Source organism: Pseudocitrobacter sp. CD920760 (assembly GCF_057782505.1).
Genome location: NZ_CM173490.1, coordinates 1,450,288 through 1,470,356, shown reverse-complemented (window position 1 = coordinate 1,470,356; position 20,069 = coordinate 1,450,288). Strand labels below are relative to the sequence as shown.

General features: G+C 55.6%; 16 protein-coding genes. 9 read left to right on the top strand and 7 right to left on the bottom strand.

Going from position 1 to position 20,069, the window contains the following annotated elements; translation table 11 throughout:
- Window positions 1-23 precede the first annotated feature (23 nt).
- Complete coding sequence (gene fes, locus AC1MKH_RS06605; protein ID WP_276218519.1) at window positions 24-1,238, bottom strand: enterochelin esterase; 1,215 nt, start codon at window positions 1,236-1,238, stop codon at window positions 24-26.
- A 252-nt stretch (window positions 1,239-1,490) separates the two neighbouring features.
- Between fes and AC1MKH_RS06600 the strand changes: the two genes are divergently transcribed.
- On the top strand, window positions 1,491-3,719 hold the full coding sequence (locus tag AC1MKH_RS06600; RefSeq protein ID WP_276218521.1) for a TonB-dependent siderophore receptor: 2,229 nt from the start codon (window positions 1,491-1,493) through the stop codon (window positions 3,717-3,719).
- Between the two features lie 56 nt (window positions 3,720-3,775).
- Complete coding sequence (entD, locus tag AC1MKH_RS06595) at window positions 3,776-4,429, top strand: enterobactin synthase subunit EntD (protein WP_276218523.1); 654 nt, start codon at window positions 3,776-3,778, stop codon at window positions 4,427-4,429.
- Window positions 4,430-4,467: 38 nt separating this feature from the next.
- On the opposite strand, the gene AC1MKH_RS06590 is transcribed toward entD, so the two are convergent.
- Complete coding sequence (locus AC1MKH_RS06590; protein WP_276218525.1) at window positions 4,468-5,568, bottom strand: NADH:flavin oxidoreductase/NADH oxidase; 1,101 nt, start codon at window positions 5,566-5,568, stop codon at window positions 4,468-4,470.
- A gap of 133 nt (window positions 5,569-5,701) precedes the next feature.
- Window positions 5,702-6,451 carry an SDR family NAD(P)-dependent oxidoreductase gene (locus AC1MKH_RS06585; RefSeq protein WP_276218526.1) on the bottom strand — a complete coding sequence of 250 codons (750 nt, stop codon included), beginning with the start codon at window positions 6,449-6,451 and terminating at the stop codon, window positions 5,702-5,704.
- A gap of 176 nt (window positions 6,452-6,627) precedes the next feature.
- On the opposite strand from AC1MKH_RS06585, the gene AC1MKH_RS06580 reads away from it, so the two are divergent.
- The 4 genes from AC1MKH_RS06580 (at window position 6,628) to AC1MKH_RS06565 (ending at window position 11,294) form a co-directional block, all read left to right on the top strand.
- Window positions 6,628-7,533 (top strand): LysR family transcriptional regulator, encoded by a 906-nt coding sequence (locus tag AC1MKH_RS06580; RefSeq protein ID WP_276218529.1) that lies wholly within the window; start codon window positions 6,628-6,630, stop codon window positions 7,531-7,533.
- A 186-nt stretch (window positions 7,534-7,719) separates the two neighbouring features.
- Window positions 7,720-9,285, top strand: a complete 1,566-nt coding sequence (locus AC1MKH_RS06575; RefSeq protein ID WP_276218531.1) for an AbgT family transporter — start codon at window positions 7,720-7,722, stop codon at window positions 9,283-9,285.
- A gap of 91 nt (window positions 9,286-9,376) precedes the next feature.
- The gene (locus tag AC1MKH_RS06570; RefSeq protein ID WP_276218533.1) at window positions 9,377-10,492 is read left to right on the top strand and encodes a YbdK family carboxylate-amine ligase; all 1,116 of its coding nucleotides are present in this window, start codon (window positions 9,377-9,379) and stop codon (window positions 10,490-10,492) included.
- A gap of 73 nt (window positions 10,493-10,565) precedes the next feature.
- Window positions 10,566-11,294, top strand: a complete 729-nt coding sequence (locus AC1MKH_RS06565) for a phosphodiester glycosidase family protein (protein WP_276218534.1) — start codon at window positions 10,566-10,568, stop codon at window positions 11,292-11,294.
- A gap of 82 nt (window positions 11,295-11,376) precedes the next feature.
- Here the strand turns inward: AC1MKH_RS06565 and AC1MKH_RS06560 are convergent, their stop codons facing one another.
- Complete coding sequence (locus tag AC1MKH_RS06560) at window positions 11,377-14,091, bottom strand: cation-transporting P-type ATPase (RefSeq protein ID WP_276218619.1); 2,715 nt, start codon at window positions 14,089-14,091, stop codon at window positions 11,377-11,379.
- 509 nt (window positions 14,092-14,600) lie between these two features.
- On the opposite strand from AC1MKH_RS06560, the gene AC1MKH_RS06555 reads away from it, so the two are divergent.
- Window positions 14,601-14,846 (top strand): DUF1158 domain-containing protein, encoded by a 246-nt coding sequence (locus AC1MKH_RS06555; RefSeq protein ID WP_015965438.1) that lies wholly within the window; start codon window positions 14,601-14,603, stop codon window positions 14,844-14,846.
- Here AC1MKH_RS06555 and AC1MKH_RS06550 read toward each other — a convergent pair.
- The 3 genes from AC1MKH_RS06550 to AC1MKH_RS06540 all read right to left on the bottom strand — a co-directional run bounded on the left by AC1MKH_RS06550 (window position 14,778) and on the right by AC1MKH_RS06540 (window position 17,986).
- A complete protein-coding gene (locus AC1MKH_RS06550; protein ID WP_276218536.1) occupies window positions 14,778-16,400 on the bottom strand; it encodes an alpha/beta hydrolase in 1,623 nt (540 codons plus the stop codon). The genes AC1MKH_RS06555 and AC1MKH_RS06550 overlap by 69 nt on opposite strands.
- Before the next feature lie 88 nt (window positions 16,401-16,488).
- Window positions 16,489-16,833 (bottom strand): RamA family antibiotic efflux transcriptional regulator, encoded by a 345-nt coding sequence (locus tag AC1MKH_RS06545; RefSeq protein ID WP_015965440.1) that lies wholly within the window; start codon window positions 16,831-16,833, stop codon window positions 16,489-16,491.
- Between the two features lie 37 nt (window positions 16,834-16,870).
- On the bottom strand, window positions 16,871-17,986 hold the full coding sequence (locus AC1MKH_RS06540; protein WP_276218621.1) for an MBL fold metallo-hydrolase: 1,116 nt from the start codon (window positions 17,984-17,986) through the stop codon (window positions 16,871-16,873).
- Between the two features lie 173 nt (window positions 17,987-18,159).
- Between AC1MKH_RS06540 and AC1MKH_RS06535 the strand changes: the two genes are divergently transcribed.
- Window positions 18,160-18,738 carry a TetR/AcrR family transcriptional regulator gene (locus AC1MKH_RS06535; protein ID WP_276218538.1) on the top strand — a complete coding sequence of 193 codons (579 nt, stop codon included), beginning with the start codon at window positions 18,160-18,162 and terminating at the stop codon, window positions 18,736-18,738.
- A 130-nt stretch (window positions 18,739-18,868) separates the two neighbouring features.
- A complete protein-coding gene (locus AC1MKH_RS06530) occupies window positions 18,869-20,050 on the top strand; it encodes an aminotransferase-like domain-containing protein (protein ID WP_276218540.1) in 1,182 nt (393 codons plus the stop codon).
- Window positions 20,051-20,069 lie beyond the last annotated feature (19 nt).

The following is a 20,069-nucleotide window of genomic DNA, read 5'->3' as shown; positions in this document are numbered from 1 at the left end:
CTCCTGTCGTTAATCGTGCTTTGCTAGTCGGCGTGAACCAAAGGTTCCCAGAGCGTCATCAGCCCTGCGGTTAACCCGCCACGCCAGCAAAGCGCATCATGCCCGCCGTCAACCTGACGCCAGAAAATCGACTGCTGTGTTTGCTGTAGTTGTGATAAAAGCGCCTGATTGGCGCGAAAGATAATCGGCTCGCGTACGCCAGCTTCCAGCACGATGCGCAATCCTGTTGGCTGTATCTCGCCGCTTTTGAGGCGTTGCAAAATCAGCCCTTCTTCCTGGCCACCGCGATGCGGCCACCAGTACGATCCCGACTGGCTTAAGACGCAGCCAAAACGCTCTGGCCAGTAAAGTCCGGCGTAGAGCGATGCGAGGCCGCCGAAGCTCTGTCCGGCCACCACTGTGCGATCGGCGCGATCGCTAAACGACGCAATGGCCTGTACCTGTGGCAGGAGTTCCTGTTGTAGCGCCTGCCAGAACGCCGGGTTGCAGGGCAGTTCGACGCTGCGGTGCGCATTGTCGATCACGTCGATCAACAGATAGACCGCAGGCGGCAGTTTTCCAGCCTGGGTTAACGCCATCAGGGCGGGCCAAACGGGCATACTTTCCGCCCAGAACTGGCCATCCAGCAATACCGCCAGCGGCCTGTCACCGGCATCGGCTTCGCCTGTGGTAAAAATCCATACCCGCCGCGTGTTATTCAGTTTCGTGCTATGCCACTCAATACACTGCGGCGCGTTCCAGTGCGTGGCAGGCGTCGCCCATCCCGGCTGTTCGGGGGCCTCGGGCATTTCCAGCGCCGATACCGCATGCCCGCGCCCGCCCTTCCAGCTTTGTGAATTCAATGGGTCCGCCACCGCACGCGGCAGGAGCTTGCGCCAGCCTTCGCGCAGCAGTGCACGATCCGGCTCGCTTTGGCTAAAAATCGCCGCCGGAAAATCATCTTCGCGTGCAGAAGGCGCAAAGCAGTAGCTTCCCCGCCAGGTGGCGGGAAGCGTCGTTTTCCAGAACCAGGCATCGGTATGAGGCAGGCGTTCCAGCGTCTGTGGTGCTGAGTTGTGGTGATGATCGGTGACGCCGGTGATGTAAATCCACACCCGACGAACAGGGGATGTTTGCGCGGTGCCATTAGGATCGCGCCACCAGAATGTGACCTGATAGCGATCGCCAACTCGTTCAAATTGCGGGCCTTTTATCGTCGCCCACCAGGCATCGCTTCCTGCTGCTAACTTCTCCGTCACGTTAACCCCATGTTTAGTGTGGAATTTTTTGTTACATGTGAAAATCTATTGATAATATTATTGATAACTATTTGCATTTGCAATAACGTATTGGCGCGCAAGAGATGTCTTTCAAAATAAAAGATTAGTCAGGAACCGCTTTCTTCCCCATGGACGGCAGCTTTCGCAGTTCCCTGGCACAACTCATGCCGCCTCTCCTCCCCGTGGGAATGGAGCAAGTGGAGAGAACGGCGAAGAAAAGCAGGATTAGTGATGAATAACAAGATCAAATCCCTGGCCTTACTGGTCAATTTGGGTATCTACGGCGTCGCCTTCCCCCTCAACGCCGCAGAGACCGCCTCCACCAGCGAAACCGAATCAACTGGCGAGACGATGGTCGTCACCGCCGCGCAGCAGAACCTGCAGGCTCCCGGTGTTTCCACCATTACCGCTGACGAAATCCGTAAAAATCCGGTGGCGCGCGATGTGTCTGAAATCATCCGTACCATGCCGGGCGTCAACCTGACCGGTAACTCCACCAGCGGCCAGCGTGGCAACAACCGCCAGATTGATATTCGCGGGATGGGCCCGGAAAACACCCTGATCCTGATTGACGGTAAACCTGTCAGCAGCCGTAACTCTGTTCGTCAGGGCTGGCGCGGCGAGCGTGATACCCGTGGCGATACCAGTTGGGTACCGCCGGAGATGATCGAACGTATTGAAGTCATCCGTGGCCCGGCAGCAGCCCGTTATGGTAACGGCGCAGCGGGCGGCGTGGTGAATATCATCACTAAGAAAGGCGGCAACGAGTGGCACGGGTCGTGGGATACCTACTTCAATGTGCCGGAGCACAAAGACGAAGGCTCCACCAAGCGTACCAACTTTAGCCTGAGCGGCCCGATGGGCGGCGATTTCAGCTTCCGTCTGTACGGTAACCTGGATAAGACGCAGGCGGATGCGTGGGATATTAACAAAGGTCATCAGTCTGAACGTACCGGTATTTACTCCAGCACGCTGCCTGCAGGCCGTGAAGGCGTCATCAACAAAGATATCAACGGCCAGGTTCGTTGGGACTTTGCGCCGATGCAGTCCCTGGAATTCGAAGCGGGCTATAGCCGACAGGGTAACCTCTACGCGGGTGATACTCAAAATACCAACAGCAACCAGTTAGTGAAAGATAACTACGGCAAAGAGACTAACCGTCTTTATCGCCAGAACTACTCTGTCACCTGGAATGGCGGCTGGGATAACGGCGTAACCACCAGCAACTGGGTCCAGTACGAGCACACCCGTAACTCCCGTAAAGGTGAAGGTCTGGCGGGCGGTACGGAAGGGATCTTCTCCACCAACGACTATGTGAATATCGATCTTGCCGATCTGATGTTGCACAGCGAAGTGAGCATTCCGCTCGACCTGCTGGTTAATCAGAACCTGACGCTGGGCACCGAATGGAACCAGCAGCGCATGAAAGATTTAGGTTCTAACACCCAAACCTTTATGGGCGGCGACGTTCCGGGCGCAACCAGCACTAACCGTAGCCCTTATTCGCAGGCTGAGATTTTCTCTCTGTTTGCCGAAGACAACATTGAGCTGACCGACAGCACCATGCTGACGCCAGCGCTGCGTTTCGATCACCATACCATCGTCGGCAACAACTGGAGCCCGTCGCTGAACCTGTCTCAGGGTCTGGGCGATGACTTCACTCTGAAAATGGGTATCGCGCGTGCTTATAAAGCGCCAAGCCTGTATCAGACTAACCCGAACTACATTCTCTACAGTAAAGGTCAGGGTTGCTACGCCAGCGGCGGCGCCTGCTATTTGCAGGGTAATGACGACCTGAAAGCAGAAACCAGCATCAACAAAGAGATTGGTCTGGAGTTCAGACGCGATGGCTGGCTGGCCGGTGTGACCTGGTTCCGTAATGACTACCGCGACAAAATCGAAGCGGGCTACTCTGCGGTTTCCAGCAACGCCAGCGGTACCGATATCTACAAATGGGAAAACGTGCCGAAAGCCGTAGTTGAAGGCCTGGAAGGAACGTTGAATATTCCGGTCAGCGAAACCGTTAACTGGACCAACAACATCACCTACATGCTGCAAAGTAAGAATAAAGAGACCGGCGATCGCCTGTCGATCATTCCGGAGTACACGCTGAACTCAACACTGAGCTGGCAGGTACATCAGGATGTCTCCTTGCAGTCGACCTTCACCTGGTACGGCAAACAGCAGCCGAAGAAATACAACTATAAAGGGCAACCGGCTACTGGCCCGGAAACTGACGAAGTCAGCCCTTATAGCATCGTTGGCCTGAGCGCGACCTGGGATGTGACCAAAAACGTCAGTCTGACCAGCGGCGTGGATAACGTCTTCGATAAACGCCACTGGCGTGAAGGCAATGCCCAGACCACGGGCGGGGCGACAGGTTATATGTATGGCGCAGGCGCGAATACCTATAACGAATCAGGCCGTACCTGGTTTATGAGCGTCAATACGCACTTCTAAACTTAACGCTGTTCCGTCTTCTCTCCCCTTTGTGGGGAGAGAAGTATGGGGAAAAGATGCAAACCCATCACACGACATTTACCCTCGCAAACTACCTTCTACACCGTATTGATTTTCAGCCTGAAACCTTCACCGACGGCGATTTGCTGTGGTTACCGCATCACGCCGACCTGGCGCATTTTGGCAAAAAACGGCGTATTGAGCATCTTGCCGGGCGGATTGCCGCCGCGTATGCGCTACAGCCCTTTGGCCTGAAAGCCATTCCTGGCATCGGTGAACAGCGTCAACCGCTGTGGCCGGAAGGCATTTTTGGCAGCATCAGCCACAGCGGAAAACGGGCAATAGCCGCCGTGTCCAGGATGCCTGTGGGCATTGATATCGAGCACATCTTCAGCTCGCAGTTAGCCGCCGAAGTGGCGACGCAAATTACCTCGCCTGCGGAAATTTTTCGCCTGCAAACCAGCGGCCTGCCTTTTGCGATTGCCCTGACGCTGGCGTTCTCTGCCAAAGAGAGCGTCTATAAAGCGTACTCTTCACAGGCGGAACCCTGCCCAGGATTTGCGGCGGCTGAGATGATCGCGATTGATGAGAACACGCTTTGTCTGCGCTTAACACCGGCGTTTTCAGCCCAGCTTGCCGGGAAGGAAATCAGCGTGGCTTATGAGGTGAAGGGCGATGAAGTGGTGACCTGCACGGTTACTTCTCTTTAATGAAAGCGCGATACGTTGTCTCGCATCGCGCACCCTGACTATTTAAATAAATGCTTCAGACTGTGTGGCTGGCAGCGAAGATATTGATTCGACGCGCGAACCTGCGCCCCCAGCGCTGCTGCTGCATGCCATGGCCATCTTGGGTTATAAAGTACGCCGCGCGCGAGCCCGATAAAATCAGCATCACCGCCCGCCACGATTGACTCGGCATGTTCTGGCTCGGTAATTAATCCCACCGCGACGACCGGGATGTTAACGGCTGATTTCACCGCCCTGGCCAGCGGAACCTGGTAGCCTGGGAAAACATCAATCTGCTGTTCAGGATGCAAACCACCACTGGAGACATGTATTGCATCTGCCCCGCGTTCTTCCAGCAGTCTGGAGAATGCTACTGCCTCGTCAATATTGAACCCGCCCTCGACCCAGTCGGTTGCCGAGATGCGCACGCTGATTGCTTTGTCCGCCGGGAACGCGGCGCGAACGACGTCAAAAATCTCCAGCGGGAATCGGACTCTATTCTCAAAAGAGCCGCCGTAATTGTCCGTTCGGTTGTTCGACAGCGGCGATAAAAATTGATGCAGCAGATAGCCGTGCGCAGCGTGTATCTGGATAAGATCCACATTCAGCCGGGCCGCGCGTTTCGCAGCCTGCGCAAATTGCTGACGCACGGTTTCTAAGCCTTCGCTATCCAGTGCCGCAGGCGTCGAATGCCCCTCATTATAGGGAATCGCGGAGGGTGCGACGGTCTGCCAACCGCCCTCTTCATCGGGCGCGAGTGGCCCTTTTTGCTCCCACGGTTTGGACGTGGACGCTTTCCTTCCCGCATGGGCCAGCTGTATTGCGATAGGCATATCTGACCACTGGCGAATGGAGGCTATCACCCGGCCCATGGCTTCTTCACAACGATCGTCATACAGACCAACATCCGCAAACGTAATACGCCCTTCGGGAGAAACGGAGGTTGCTTCAATGGTCAGTAACCCCGCGCCAGACTGCGCCAGTTGACCCAGATGCTGTACATGCCAGTCATTCATGCAGCCATCCGTTGCCGAGTACTGGCACATAGGAGCAATCACGATACGATTATCAAGTTCAAGGTTTCGAATGCGAAAAGGGGTAAACAGCTTAGGTTGCGACATACCTTTTTCTCCAGAGGATGACTGTGGGAATTCAAAACAATTATGTATGCCATCCACTGTACGCCAGAAAAAGCCGGGAAGCCCATTTTACGACATCATCAGGGGCAAGAATCTTCCCGGCAACTTTCATCAGCTATATCTGCGCCAACCCGCCATCAACATAAATCTCTGCGGCATTGATGAAGCTCGCGTCGTCGGAGGCAAGGAAAACCACCGCTTTGCCGACCTCTTCCGGTTCGCCCAGTCGCCCTAACGGCACCTCGGCCGCCAGTGCGTCAAATAGCCCCTGGCGATGCTCCTCGGGCACCAGGCCGCCAAGACCCGGCGTGCGAATGGGGCCAGGGCTGACCACATTGATCCGGATGCCGCTATCTTTCAGGTCGAGCGCCCACGAACGGACCAGGCTACGTAACGCGGCTTTACTTGCGCTGTACACGCTAAAGTTCGCAGTGCCTTTCACCGCCGCCGTCGAGCCCGTAAGGATAACGGAAGAGCCCTTACGCAACAGCGGCAACGCTTTTTGCACAGTAAACAGCACACCGCGCACATTGGTGCCGAAGATGCGGTCAAAATGCGCTTCGGTTATCTGCCCCAGCGGCAGCATGTCACCGCCCCCGGCATTGGCAAACAGCACATCCAGCCGTCCTGATTCGCTGGCAATCGTCGAGAATACGGTATCAAGATCGTTTAAATTAGACGCGTCGGCACGAATGCCTTTTGCGGAAGGGCCAATTAACGCCACCGCCGCATCAAGTTCTTCACGACGTCTGCCGGTGATATACACCGTTGCGCCCTGCTCAGCCAGCGCCTGCGCTGCGGCCAGGCCAATACCGGTGCTTCCCCCGGTGACTAACGCAATTTTATCCGCCAGTTTTTTACTCATGGTGCACTTCCTTAACTAAAGTTTAAATATGTCAGGTGAGTCATCGACTTAGCGCATCGACCCGGTTGCTAAGCTCGTGAGTACTGTAATCGCACTCACTCAGGCGGAAAAACAGGGCAAATAAGAAAACACTCTTCACAGAGGTAAATAATGGCGATGCAGAGTCAGGAAAAATAATGGACCGATTTTTAGCGCTTAACGTTTTTATCCGCGTGGTCGAAGCTAACAGTTTTACGCGTGCCGCCGACTCGCTGAATATGCCCAACGCGACAATTAGCAAAACGATTCAACAGCTGGAATCGCACCTGGGCATTCGCCTGCTGCAACGGACGACACGGCGTATTACGGTCACGCCTGAAGGTGAGGCGTATTATGAAAAAGCGAGGGAGATCCTTAATGCGCTGGAAGAGGTCGATGCCGCATTTAAGACATCGACAAACAATATTAAAGGTCATCTGCGAATTGCTATTGGCGGCTCCACCGCCCGGGATGTCCTGATTCCGCTGCTGGCCGATTTTATGGCGACCTATCCGGATATTCTTATTGACCTGGTCGTGGCGGATAAACCCTCAGACCTTATTAGCGGCAATATTGACTGCGCAATCCGGGGCGGCGCGCTGGAAGACTCAACGCTGATCGCCCGTAAAATAGGTGAAGCGACGTTGATCACCTGCGCCACACCCGATTACCTTCGGCGCTACGGCACGCCTGCCTATCCTGATGAACTCAAAAACGGGCATCGCCTGATTAGCTACCTTTCCCCCGCCAGCGGCCGCGCATTTCCTTTTCGCTTTAAGCACAACGACATCTTGACCGAGATGAAAACGGAGCATCACCTGGGCATCAACGAAAGCAACGCGCACATTGCCGCCGTCGAGGCGGGGTTAGGCATTATCCAGACGTTCACCTATTCACTGAGAAATCAGCTCGCCAGCGGTGAAGTCGTGGAGATCCTCCGTCCCTGGCGACCCGCTTCCTATCCCTTTTATGTGGTGTATGCGCAAAACCGGCACCTTCCTCATCGGCTGCGGGTGTTTGTCGAGTGGCTGAATGACGCGTTTCCGGGGGCGGTAAAGGAATAGATCACTCGATCACACCGAGCAAACCACCAACAATTACCGAATAATCAGCATGGTGAGTAAATAAATAAGACATTCGTCGAGTTTTTGTTGGCAAAAAAGATAGTTTAGCCGCGCAATTACCCCTATCATCCCCGATGATACATTCAGACAAATTATGAAACACTTTGTCAGTGTTAAGGGAAGCGAATGAGTACACACACCACAACACCAGGGAACGGGGCCGGTGAAAGCCGTCTGATGAGCGGTTTCCTCAATGCGATTGAACGCGCCGGGAATAAACTTCCTGAACCGGCGCTGATCTTTTTCTACTTTTTACTGGTCGTGATGGGGCTGTCTGCCGTCCTGTCGTTAATGACCTTTGATGTCGTCAATCCCATGACGCAGGAGACCGTTCAGGTCAACAACCTGCTCTCTGCCGAAGCACTCACCAACACGCTGGCCAATATGGTGACGACGTTCACCACCTTCGCCCCGCTCGGTATTGTGCTGGTGGCGATGCTCGGCGTCGGCGTAGCGGAAAGCTCCGGCTTTATTAACGTGGGCCTGAAGAAGATGCTGCGCGTAACGCCAAAGAAACTTCTGACGCCGATGCTGATTTTTGTCGCGATGTTCAGCCACGTGGCGGCGGATGCGGGCTACGTGCTGGTGATCCCACTGGGCGCAATTATCTTTATGTCTGCCGGGCGTCACCCGCTGGTCGGGATCGCCGCAGCGTTCTCGGGTGTCTCCGGCGGGTTTGCCGCTAACATGGTGCCTACCGGGAACGATGCGCTGTTGCAGGGCTTTACCCAGGCCGCAGCACAACTGCTCGACAGCACCTATACCGTCAACACCCTGTGTAACCTCTTCTTCGGGATTGCCTCTTCGATTCTGATTACCCTGGTCGGCTGGTGGGTCACCGAGCGCATCGTTGAGCCGCGCGTCAGCAAAATGACAATCGACGGCGATTATAAGCATGAAGAGGATATGTCCAGCGTCTCAGAAAAAGAGAGCCGCGCCTTTAATCGCGCGTCGCTGGTGATGCTGCTGGGCCTCGCGGCGCTGGCGGCAGCGGCCTGGCCGGAAGGCTCGATGCTGCGCGGCACCGACGGCTCGCTCACCTCTTACAGCGCGCCCATTATGAAATCCATCGTGCCGCTAATTTTCCTTATCTTCATTCTGCCGGGGATTGTGTACGGCTTTGCATCCGGCACCTTTAAAACCGGCAAAGATGTCATCGCGTCGATGAATGACTCGATGAGTAAAATGGGCTCATACATGGTGATGGCGTTCTTCTGCGCCATGTTTATTAAAGCGTTCAGCGACTCGAACATTGGCACACTGCTGGCGCTGGTCGGCGCGGATGGCCTGAAAGCGATGGAGCTGCCGGGCGAAGCGACGATTATCGGCATGATCCTGCTGACTGCCGCCGTGAACCTGCTGATTGGTTCCGCCTCGGCCAAATGGGGCCTGTTATCACCGATTATGGTGCCGATGCTGATGGCCGTGGGGATCTCACCGGAACTGACCCAGGCAGCGTTTCGTATCGGCGATTCCAGCACCAATATTATCACCCCGCTGATGGTCTTCTTCCCGCTGGTGGTGGTCTATTGCCAGCGCTATGTGAAAGGCGCGGGCGTCGGCACGCTGGTATCAATGATGATGCCTTACTCCATCGCCTTCTTTATTAGCTGGAGCTTGTTCCTGCTGGCCTGGTGGGGGCTGGGGATGCCGCTCGGCGTCGCCGCGCCGTATACCTGGAGCGCCGGTTAACCTAACATAGCGGACGGTACTCATCGTATCGTCCGCTCTCTTTTTTTCTCCCACCTATACTAAAGGCACCAGTCACCACCGTGAGACGACTATGCCTTTACCTGACTTTCATGTTTCTGCGCCTTTTACGCTCGGCATTGAGCTCGAGCTTCAGGTCATTAACCCGCCAGGTTACGATCTTTGCCAGGACTCTTCCGCCCTGATTGCCGCCGCCAGTCGCGGTGTGACGCAGGGGGAAATCAAGCATGACATCACTAATAGCATGCTGGAGGTGGCAACGGGCGTGTGCGACGATATCCACCAGGCCGCCACCCAGCTTGCCGCCATCCAGCGCGCCGTGCTACGCGCGGCGTCAGAACAGCATGTCAAAATTTGCGGCGGTGGGACGCATCCGTTCCAGCGCTGGCAAAGTCAGGAAGTCGGGGATAATCCCCGTTATCAACATACCCTGGAAGCCTATGGGTACCTTGCCCGCCAGGCGACGGTGTTTGGTCAACACGTGCATATTGGCTGCACCAACGGTGACGACGCGCTTTATCTGCTGCATGGCCTTTCGCGGTACGTTCCACATCTGATTGCGCTCAGCGCCGCATCGCCCTATCTGCAGGGTGCCGACAGCAGCTTCGCCTGCGCGCGGCTCAATATTTTCTCGGCTTTTCCCGATAACGGCCCCATGCCCTGGGCAGCAAACTGGCAGGAGTTTACCCGGCTGTTTCGCCAGCTCAGCTATACCAGCATGGTCGAAAGCATTAAAGATTTGCACTGGGATATTCGCCCCAGCCCGCATTTTGGCACGGTGGAGGTGCGCGTCATGGATACGCCGCTCACTCTCGGCCACGCGGTCAACATGGCCGGGCTGATTCAGGCGCTGGCGCACTGGTTACTTGAAAAACGGCCACATAAACCTGGCCCGCAGGATTACCTGCTGTATAAATTCAATCGCTTCCAGGCCTGCCGTTATGGTCTACAGGGTGTGGTCACCGACGTGACCAGCGGCGAGCAACACACCATCGCCCATGAACTGGAGACGCTGCTGGAACAGTTGCAACCGTATGCCGATCAACACCGTGGCGGAAGCGCGCTCGAAGAACTGGCGCTGATGGTGAAACATGGGAAAAGCGAAGCCCAGCGCATGCGCGAGTTCATCGCCGGTGGCGGCTCGCTGATAACCCTGGTACAACAGCACTGCGACACCTGGGCGGCGTAAGCACAGAAAGCCTTTGCATGAGCGGGATTACGCGCTATTTTGCCCTCCCGCTCATCGCACAAGGAAAGAAGATATGATGCGTCTTTGGCTGTTGTCCGCCCTGCTGCTTCCACTTACGCCTTTCGCCCACGCCGCCTGCACGCTGACCGACCCATCTCTTCAGGTACAAAGCTATGAAGTCGATCTACAGCAAGAAAACATCACCCTGCGCTGGAAAAAACCGGACGGCAAAGCCTGGGGCTCGCTCTATTCGCTGCTGGCAGATATCAACGGCAACGGGCAGGTGCTGATGGCGATGAACGGCGGGATTTATGGCAAAGATTATGCGCCGCTGGGGCTCTATATCGAAAAGGGAAAAAAGCTCGCGCCGATTAATCGCGCATCCGGCGGCGGCAACTTCTTTATTCGCCCGGGCGGCGTGTTTTATCTCAAGGATCAGAAAGCGGGCATTGTGACCCTCGATGCGCTGAAAAGCACCAAAGGCATGGATTACGCAGTGCAGTCCGGCCCGATGCTGATTGATAACGGCACTATCAACTGGCGTCTGAAACCGTCGGCCAGTTCGAGAAAATTACGTAATGCGGTGGGCATTAACCGTCAGGGTCGCGTGGTGTTTATGCTGAGCGCCAAAGAAACCAATTTTTATGATTTCGCCTGCTATGCCCGGTCGAAACTGGATATCCGGCAGATGCTGTACCTTGATGGCACCATTTCGAAGATGTATCAGAAGGGAGGTTCGGTACCGTGGCAGTATCATCCGTTTGTCACGATGATTACGGTGGAGAGGAAAACGTCGTCCTGAAAGATGCCGGATGGCGGCTACGCCTTATCCGGCCTACAAGTGAGTAGGCCCGGTAAGCGAAGCGCCACCGGGCATTTTTCAATTAAGCAGCTTTGCGGAATCTGCGCGTCAGGCGCTTCTCAATCTCGACGATGAAGAACATCACCGCACCCATCGCCAGCGTCACGAACCAGTAGCGAGCAGGCAGCGCTTCGGTACCGAACATCATCTGCATCACCGGCAGATAGATAATCGCCAGCTGGAGCAGCAACAGAACCCCCGTCACCATCCAGATACCTTTGTTCTTCAGCAGGCCGCGGTTGATAGAGAAACCGTCGGTGTTACGGCAGTTAACCATGTACAGCCACTGCGCGGTTACCAGCATCTGCAACAGCACGGTGCGGACAAACTCTGCACTGTGGCCGCGTGGCGCCAGCCAGGCCTCAAGAATGAAGGCGCTGATGGCAATCATCGAGCCGACAAACGCCACACGCCAGACCGCAAACGCGTCCATGACGTGCTGGCCGGTTTTACGCGGCGGGCGATTCATCACGTTACGCTCGGCGGCTTCGAAGGCCAGGCCGAAGGAAAGCGTCGCGGAGGTCGCCATGTTCATCCACAAAATCAGCACCGGCGTCAGCGGGATCATATTCCCTGCCAGCAGGGCAATCACCACCAGCAGACCCTGCGCCAGGTTGGTTGGCATAATAAAGAGGATCGTTTTCTTCAGGTTGTCATACACCCGACGCCCCTCTTTGACCGAACTGGCGATGGTCGCGAAGTTATCGTCGGTCAACACCATGTCCGCCGCCTCTTTGGTGACTTCGGTGCCTTTAATCCCCATCGCAATGCCGACGTCAGCCTGACGCAGCGCTGGCGCGTCGTTTACGCCATCACCGGTCATCCCGACCACTTCGCCGTTTTTCTGCAACGCCTTAACCAGACGCAGTTTATGCTCCGGGCTGGTACGGGCAAAGATGTCATACTCCACGGCTGCTTTTGCCAGCTCGTCGTCATCCATGTGCTCCAGTTGGTAGCCGGTCATCGCTTCGGTGCTGTTATGAATGCCCAGCATCTGGCCAATACTCATCGCCGTTTGCGGGTGATCGCCGGTGATCATTTTCACGCGGATCCCCGCCGTCTGGCAGGTGTGGATCGCATCCACCGCTTCCGGGCGCGGCGGGTCCATCATCCCGGCGATACCGAGGAAGATAAGGCCCTGCTGGAGGTCGCTGTGGTCCAGCGTGGTCGCGCCGATGTCAGCGGGTTTAATGGCCGCCGCCACCATACGCAGGCCCTGGCGGGCAAAGCGCTCCATCTCTGACTCCCAGTAGGTGCGGTCGAACGTCGCCAGGCCACGTGCGGTCTGCTGCTGCTCACACAGCGCAAACAGGACGTCCGGCGCGCCGGTGACCATCACCCACTCTTCGGCATCCAGCTTGTAGTGCGTTGCCATGTACTTGTACTGTGAATCAAACGGGATCTTCGCTACCAGCTGCGTGGTCACCGGCTCCAGCGACGCTTTCGTTGCCAGTACCTTCAGCGCGCCTTCGGTTGGCCCGCCGGTAATTCCCCAGTGGCCCAGCTCATTGCGTACCAGTTGACTGTCGTTACAGAGATCAATCGTGCGCAGATATTTTTCCAGCACCGTGTAAGGCTGTACTTTTACCGGCTCGTTGCTGCCCTCAAGATAGAGATTTCCGACCGGCTCGTAGCTGTCGCCGTCCACGCGGTAGCAGCTATCGGCGGTGATCACCGCTTTTACGGTCATCTCGTTCATGGTCAGAGTGCCGGTTTTATCAGAGCACACCACGGTCATCGCGCCCAGCGTCTCAACGGTTGGCAGCTTACGAATAATCGCCCGCTTACGCGCCATCGCCTGTACGCCCAACGAGAGGATAATCGAGATGATCGCCGGTAACCCCTCGGGTACCGCCGCAACAGCCAGGCTAATCAGCGACAGCAGCAATTCGCCCATCGGCATATCGCGCAGCAGGACGCTGAACACGAACAGTACCGCCATCATCGCCAGAATAATGACGAAAATCGCTTTGCCAAGTTTGTCCATCTGCACCAGCAGCGGCGTGCGGTTAGTTTCGACATCAGCCATCATCTGGTTGATACGGCCAAGCTCGGTCGCCTGCCCGGTCGCCACAACTACGCCTACGCCGCCGCCCGCGCTCACGGTGGTGCCCGAGAACAGCATATTGGTGCGATCGCCCAGCGGCAGGTCGCCGGTCAGCGCGTCGGTGTGCTTATCGACAACCGTCGACTCACCGGTGAGAATCGCCTCTTCCACCCGCAGGTTATGCGCTTCAATCAGACGCATATCTGCCGGAATACGGTCGCCCGCACGCAGCACCACGATATCGCCAGGCACCAGATCGGTGGTCGGGATGGTGGCGTGTTTGCCATCACGGATCACCTGCGCATCGCTGGAGAGCATATTGCGAATGCTTTGCAGCGATTTCTCCGCGTTGCTCTCCTGGATATAACCAATCAGCGCATTGATGACCGTAACGCCGAGAATAACGGCGGTATCCACCCAGTGCCCCATCACCGCCGTCATCACGGCAGCGGCCAGCAGGATGTAGATCAGGACGTCGTTGAAGTGCGCAAGGAAGCGCAGCCACGCGGGCTTACCTTTCTTCTGCGGCAGCGCATTAGGGCCAAGCTTCTGCAAGCGCTCTACGGCCTCGGCCTGGTTGAGGCCTTCCGGCTGGGTTTGCTTTTGCTCAAGGATCTGGGCAATGGTTTGCTGATAAGCCTGCCGGTGGGTGTTACCGCCCGTTGGCGGTATGTTCTGCGGGTTCATCATTTTAGACACGATAAATTTCCTTCTAAATTCCTGTATACGGAAGGCCTGAAATCATTTCTGGCCAAGGCTAAGACGGTTTAATAATTATTAATCCTTGCGGATGAAAAAATTGATCTCACGCAACATTCGCTATCCAATAAAATTCAAAGATGATGCCAGTTGATTTAATAATATTAATATTACAGAATGTTCTTAAACTCAAACTAAACGGAGGTGAATTATGTTCGGAATCTACCGCGGACGCCGCCTGGCGCTGTACATCGCCGCTGCAATCATCGTTGCTACGCTGATCGGCTACAGCACCTATACATTTGTAAAACTACTGGGTTAAACATGACGATTATTTACGTAAATTAGCGTTCGTTTAAACCCAGGAATATTTATTTAATTCATCTACGAATTAATACGTAGTGGTTGTTTTTTATATTTTAAAATATGTTTACCAAGAGTTATTGCGTTATGCCGCCTATTGCCGGAAAATATAGTTTTTAACTTAAGATTAACATCGCATGAAACACCCGCTCGAAACCCTGATTTCTGCCGCCGGTATTTTGCTTATGGCACTGCTCTCGTGCCTGTTGCTACCGGCGCCTTCCCTCGGCTTAACGCTGGCGCAAAAACTGGTCGATACCTTCCATCTGATGGATCTCGACCAGTTCTATACCCTGCTGTTTTGCCTGTGGTTCTTAGTGCTGGGCGCTGTAGAGTACTTTGTTCTGCGTTACGTCTGGCGTCGCTGGTTTGCCGTGCGCTAAGCCGGTTAAATCACGCAGTCCCAGCACCAGCGCTTCACTCCATCCGGCGTAATCGTGGCCGCTGGATGATGCATGAAAACTGACCGGATACCCTTTCTCACGCAGTACCTGCTCAAACGCCAGCGTGTGGCGATAATTGCCGCCGCCGGGCCCGCTGCTCTCAAACTGCCCGGCCTGTAACCAGAAGCGTAATGGGTAGCGCGGCGATTGCGCATATTGCCTGGCGAGCCAGTTCACCGGTTCGCCTTTCGGCGTCCACCAGTACGAACCTGACAGGCTCAGCACATTGCCAAACAGACGCGGATAGCGCAGTGCCACCCATGAGGAGGCCAACCCTCCGTAGCTCGACCCGGAAAGAATCGTTTTCTGTCGTGTAAGCGTAATGCCCTGTCGTTGCAGGAACGGCACCAGCTCGTGGGCCATAAAATCAGCAAAATGGGGATTAGGCGGCAGCTCTTTTCCGCGTCTTGCGTGGTCCAGGCTATCAATGAAAACAATATTAATCGGCGGCAGCAGATGGCGAGCAATCAGGCTATCCAGCACGTTAGCAGTGCGATACTCATCCTGCCAGTTTTGCCCATCAAACATAAACAGCGTCCAGCGTGCGGGCTGCGCGACGCGGGGGCGATAGATTTTGATTTCGCGGCTATTACCAAGATGGTGGCTGCTCAGCGTATGGCGCGTCAGGCTGCCGTAGCGGATCGGCTGCGCCATACGTTGGGCGGAAAAGTAGCGGGAAGCAGGCAGCGCCAGCAGGGAAAAGCGGTTCCAGCGATCGAGGCTCAATGGGCTCAGCGTCTGCGGGTTGAGCGGGTCCGCCTGCGCGCTGACCTGAATGGCGCGCTGTTGCTCGCGCAAACTCCCCGCGACTTTAGGTACATCCGGGGCGAGTTTGTATTGCATCAGCGTGTCGGCAGGCACGATATAACTGCGAAACCAGACGTCCGACTGCCCTAAGCGAAACAGCGCATCATGATCGCCACCGGGTGAGCCCAGCAGATAAACATTGCTACGCGCGCCGCGCCACAGAAAAGTCACCCGTTTATGCTGCGCGTCGACAGGCTCCACCATCGGCGTACCTTCATGCTGGCGAGCCAGCCAGAACGCGTCAGTATTCCCGCCTGCGGCAAGTTCACGTGAGAGTTTTTGTAGCTGTGGGCTGGCGGGCGATTGCTGTTCTTCCACTGCCAGCGCATGAGTTTCATTGATTTGCCACTGGAAATGCCAGGCAGAGCCGGCTTCACCGTGTAATACCAGCGAAGAGGCCTGTTTAACAGGCAGAGAAAACAGCAACATATGCTGCCCGTCCGCCGGGCCACCGGAAACCAGCGTGCGGATGGCCCTATTTTGCTCATCCAGCAATCGGGCATCGGTCACGCCCGATAAGCGCGCCGATACATAATTCTCCCCCAGTGTCGGCAGAGTAAAACAAACCTCGCCGCTGGCATCAAATTTCCCCTTCTGCTCGCCCCGGTTGGGAGAGGTTTCACACTCCATCGCCGAGGCAGGCAGCGCCGTCAGCCCAATCAGTAATCCACTCCACGCCAGTTTCATCGAACACACATTCCCGTTGAAATTTGTTAACAACGCTAATGCAAATGGGAATTGTTTTCAATAGATAGTCACGGGTGGAGATGTTGCACTAATGCATCTGACTACAATAATTCTCCCGACGGTACGCCCCCGGCGACTGGTTAAACGTCCGGGTGAAAACGCGGGTAAATGTCTGCTGCGAATCAAAGCCATATTTCAGACAAATATCATACACACGCTGATTGGTCGTCCTCAGCTCCTGCGCCGCCAGGCTGAGTTTGCGCTGGCGAATATAGCGCCCCAGACTCTCGCCTTTGTACTGCAAAAAGAGTCGTTGCAGGTGCCATTTCGAGTAGCCCGCGTGACGTGCGATATCGTCAATGCGAAGCGGTTGGTGCAGGTTGTCATCGATCCACTCAACGATAGTGTCGATAACCTGAGCGGAAATAGTCATGCTTCCCTCTCCTTCTTTTTTTTATTACTGCTGGTGATTATTCCCACCAGGCCCGGAATTGTTGTGTACGGTTGGCAAGCGCTACGGGCTCGCCCTGCATCGGTGTCAGCAGACGATAAGCCTTACCCTTGCTGGCTTGCGCAAGCCGCTTGTACGGGTCATCCCACGTGTGCTTCGCCAGCACAAAGCGCCCGGAGTGGCCCGGCAGCACGGCAGCGGCGTGCAGGTCAACGGCGGCCTGCGCGGTCTCTTCAGGGTGCATATGGATGTAGCGCCAGTCCTGGTCATACTGACCATTTTCCAGAATCGCGACATCGACAAAACCAAACTGCTGACCAATGGCTTTGAAGTGCGGTCCATAGCCGGAATCACCGCTGTAGTAAATTTTTCGCTGCGGCGTGACGAACATAAAGCTGGCCCACAGGGTCTGGTTGCGCTTAATACCGCGCCCGGAGAAATGCCGCGCGGGCAGCACGTGCACGCTCAGCGACGGGCTGATTTCAACCTGTTCCTGCCAGTCGGCCTCGGTCACCCGCTCCTCATTCATTCCCCAGTAACGCAGGTGCGACCCTACGCCCAGCGGAACCACTGCCCTTTTTACCTTCGGGATCAGCGCCTTAATCGTCGCGTAATCCAGATGGTCGTAATGATCGTGCGAAATAATCAGCAGATCGATTTCCGGCATATTTTGCGCACGCCACGGATAGTCCCCGGCAAACGCTTTATTCAGAAACGAGAACGGTGCGGCGTAGCTGCTGAACACGGGATCGATCAGAATGCGTTTCCCGGCCAGTTGCAGGTACCACGACGAATGGCCCAGCCAAACCGTAACGTCTTCCTGCAACGGAATGTTTGCCAGGTCGGTAGCGACCATCGGCAGCGGTTGCGCCGGGCGCGCGTTCTCGCGTTTGACCGTCAGAAACTCCCACCAGGCCACCAGCATGTTTTTGTCGCTGGTAAACCCCGGCGTTGGCAGCTGATTATTGAATACACCGTCGCGGTAGTTTGGCGACGCCTCTACCCGACTTTTCTCCGTACCTTGCGGAGCCTGGCCGAAACCGGCATTCAGAACAAATGGCAGACTCGCTGCGGATGCAATAAGCATGATGACAACCACACTGATGATGAAAGGTTTCATTTCCTGACCAGACAGATGCCTCATCCTGAAGCAGCGTGAAAAACTTGATTATGAGTGAGTAGGCACTCATTATAGAGAGAGGAAGAAAAAATCGTCAAGCCGATTTTCGAATTTTGACCTGCCTCGTTGAAGTGAGGCCGGGTTGCGTGTTTCAATCTCTTCTTTTGTTCGCAGTGAGGTAAAGTGTAGTGGCTCGTCCCAAGAGTGAAGATAAAAAGCAGGCGTTACTGGATGCCGCAACGGTGGCTTTTGCCCAATCCGGCATTGCTGCCTCGACGGCGCTTATCGCCCGCAACGCGGGGGTCGCTGAAGGCACCCTGTTCCGTTATTTTGCCACCAAGGACGATCTGCTTAATGCGCTTTACCTGCATCTGAAATACGACCTTTGCCAGGCGATGATCGCCGGGCTTAGCGAGTCTGAAGCGCCGAAAGAGGTGATTCACAGTATCTGGAACAGTTACATCGACTGGGGCGTGCGTAATCCGGTCGGCAACCGCGCGATGCGTCGTATGTCGATGAGCGAGAAGATCACCGAAGAGACAAAACTGCAGGTGAAAGAGATGTTCCCGGAACTCAACCGCCTGTGCCAGCGTTCGGTGCGCCCGGTTTACCTGTCCGGCGAGTTCGAAACCTTCGGCGACGCGCTGTTCCTTTCGCTGGCGGAAGCCACCATTGAATTCGCCAGCCAGCAGCCCGCGCGTGCGGATAAACTCAAAGCGCTGGGCTTTGAAGCGATGTGGCGCGCACTGGCCGAGGAAAAGCCTTAACGTCATCCGCCAGATAGCGGATTCCCCCATGTTGACAGCACGATATTCTGAAAATTAAAAAGCTGCGGCCATTTCGCCGCAGACTGTTTTATAGTAGACCCTCTTCTCATCATCAGAAATCAGGGTCATTATGTTCGAACATCAGCTGGCATCGCGCGCCACAGGGCTGAAACCTTCCGCCGTCCGCGAACTCCTCAAACACAGCAAACTGCCCGGCGTTATCTCGCTTGGCGGCGGTATTCCTGCGCCAGAACTGTTTGATAACGAAGGTATTCAGCTCGCGGTACAGCAGGTTATGGCGTCACAATTTCAGGAAGCGATGCAGTACAGCCTGAGCGAAGGTTACCCGCCGCTGCGTCAGGCGATTGCCGATATTTGTCGCGCGCGCGGCGTGGCCTGTGACGCGTCACAGGTTTACATCACGTCCGGCTCTCAGCAGTCGCTGGATATTGTCGCCCGTACGTTACTTAACCCTGGCGATGTGGTGGTTGTCGAACGCCCAACTTACCTGGCGGCGTTGCAGGTCTTCCAGCTGGCGCAGGCCAACATTCAGAGCGTCGATACTGACGAAGACGGCATGCTGGTTGAACAGTTGGCCGATTTAGTGCAAACCAGCCCGGTCAAAGTGGTGTATCTGGTGCCTACCTTTGGCAACCCTGGCGGCAAAACGCTCAGCGAACCGCGCCGCCGTCGCCTGGTTGAGCTGGCCAAACAGCACGGTTTTATCATCGTTGAGGACGACCCGTACGGGGAAATCAGTTTTACCGATGAACGCCCGCAGCCGCTTTATCAACACGCCATGGCGCTCGGCTGCACCGACCAGGTTATCTATACCTCCACCTTCTCCAAAATTCTGGCGCCGGGGATGCGCGTAGGCTGGCTGGTGATGCCGGAATGGCTGGCAAGCAAAGCCATTATCGTGAAGCAGGCGACCGACCTGCATACCAGCACTCTGTCGCAGCAAATCACTGCACAGTACTTATCGCTTAATCGACTGCCCGCACAAATTGCGCTGATCCGTGAAGATTATCGTAAAAAATGCGACACCCTGGCGAGTGCGCTGGAAGCCAAACTGGGCGATCATCTTGCTTTCAGTCGCCCGAAAGGCGGGATGTTCCTGTGGGCCCATTTCCGCTACCCGTTCAATGCTACCGAATGGCTGAAAAAGACGCTGGAAAACCGCGTGGTCTTTGTACCGGGCGAAGCCTTTTATAACGATGCGCCTGACGTCACGACGCTGCGTCTCTCCTACTCCACCGTGTCGCACGAGGGGTTAGTTGAGGCGGTCGATCGCCTGGCAAAATCACTGTAAGCGAAACGGGAACGGTACC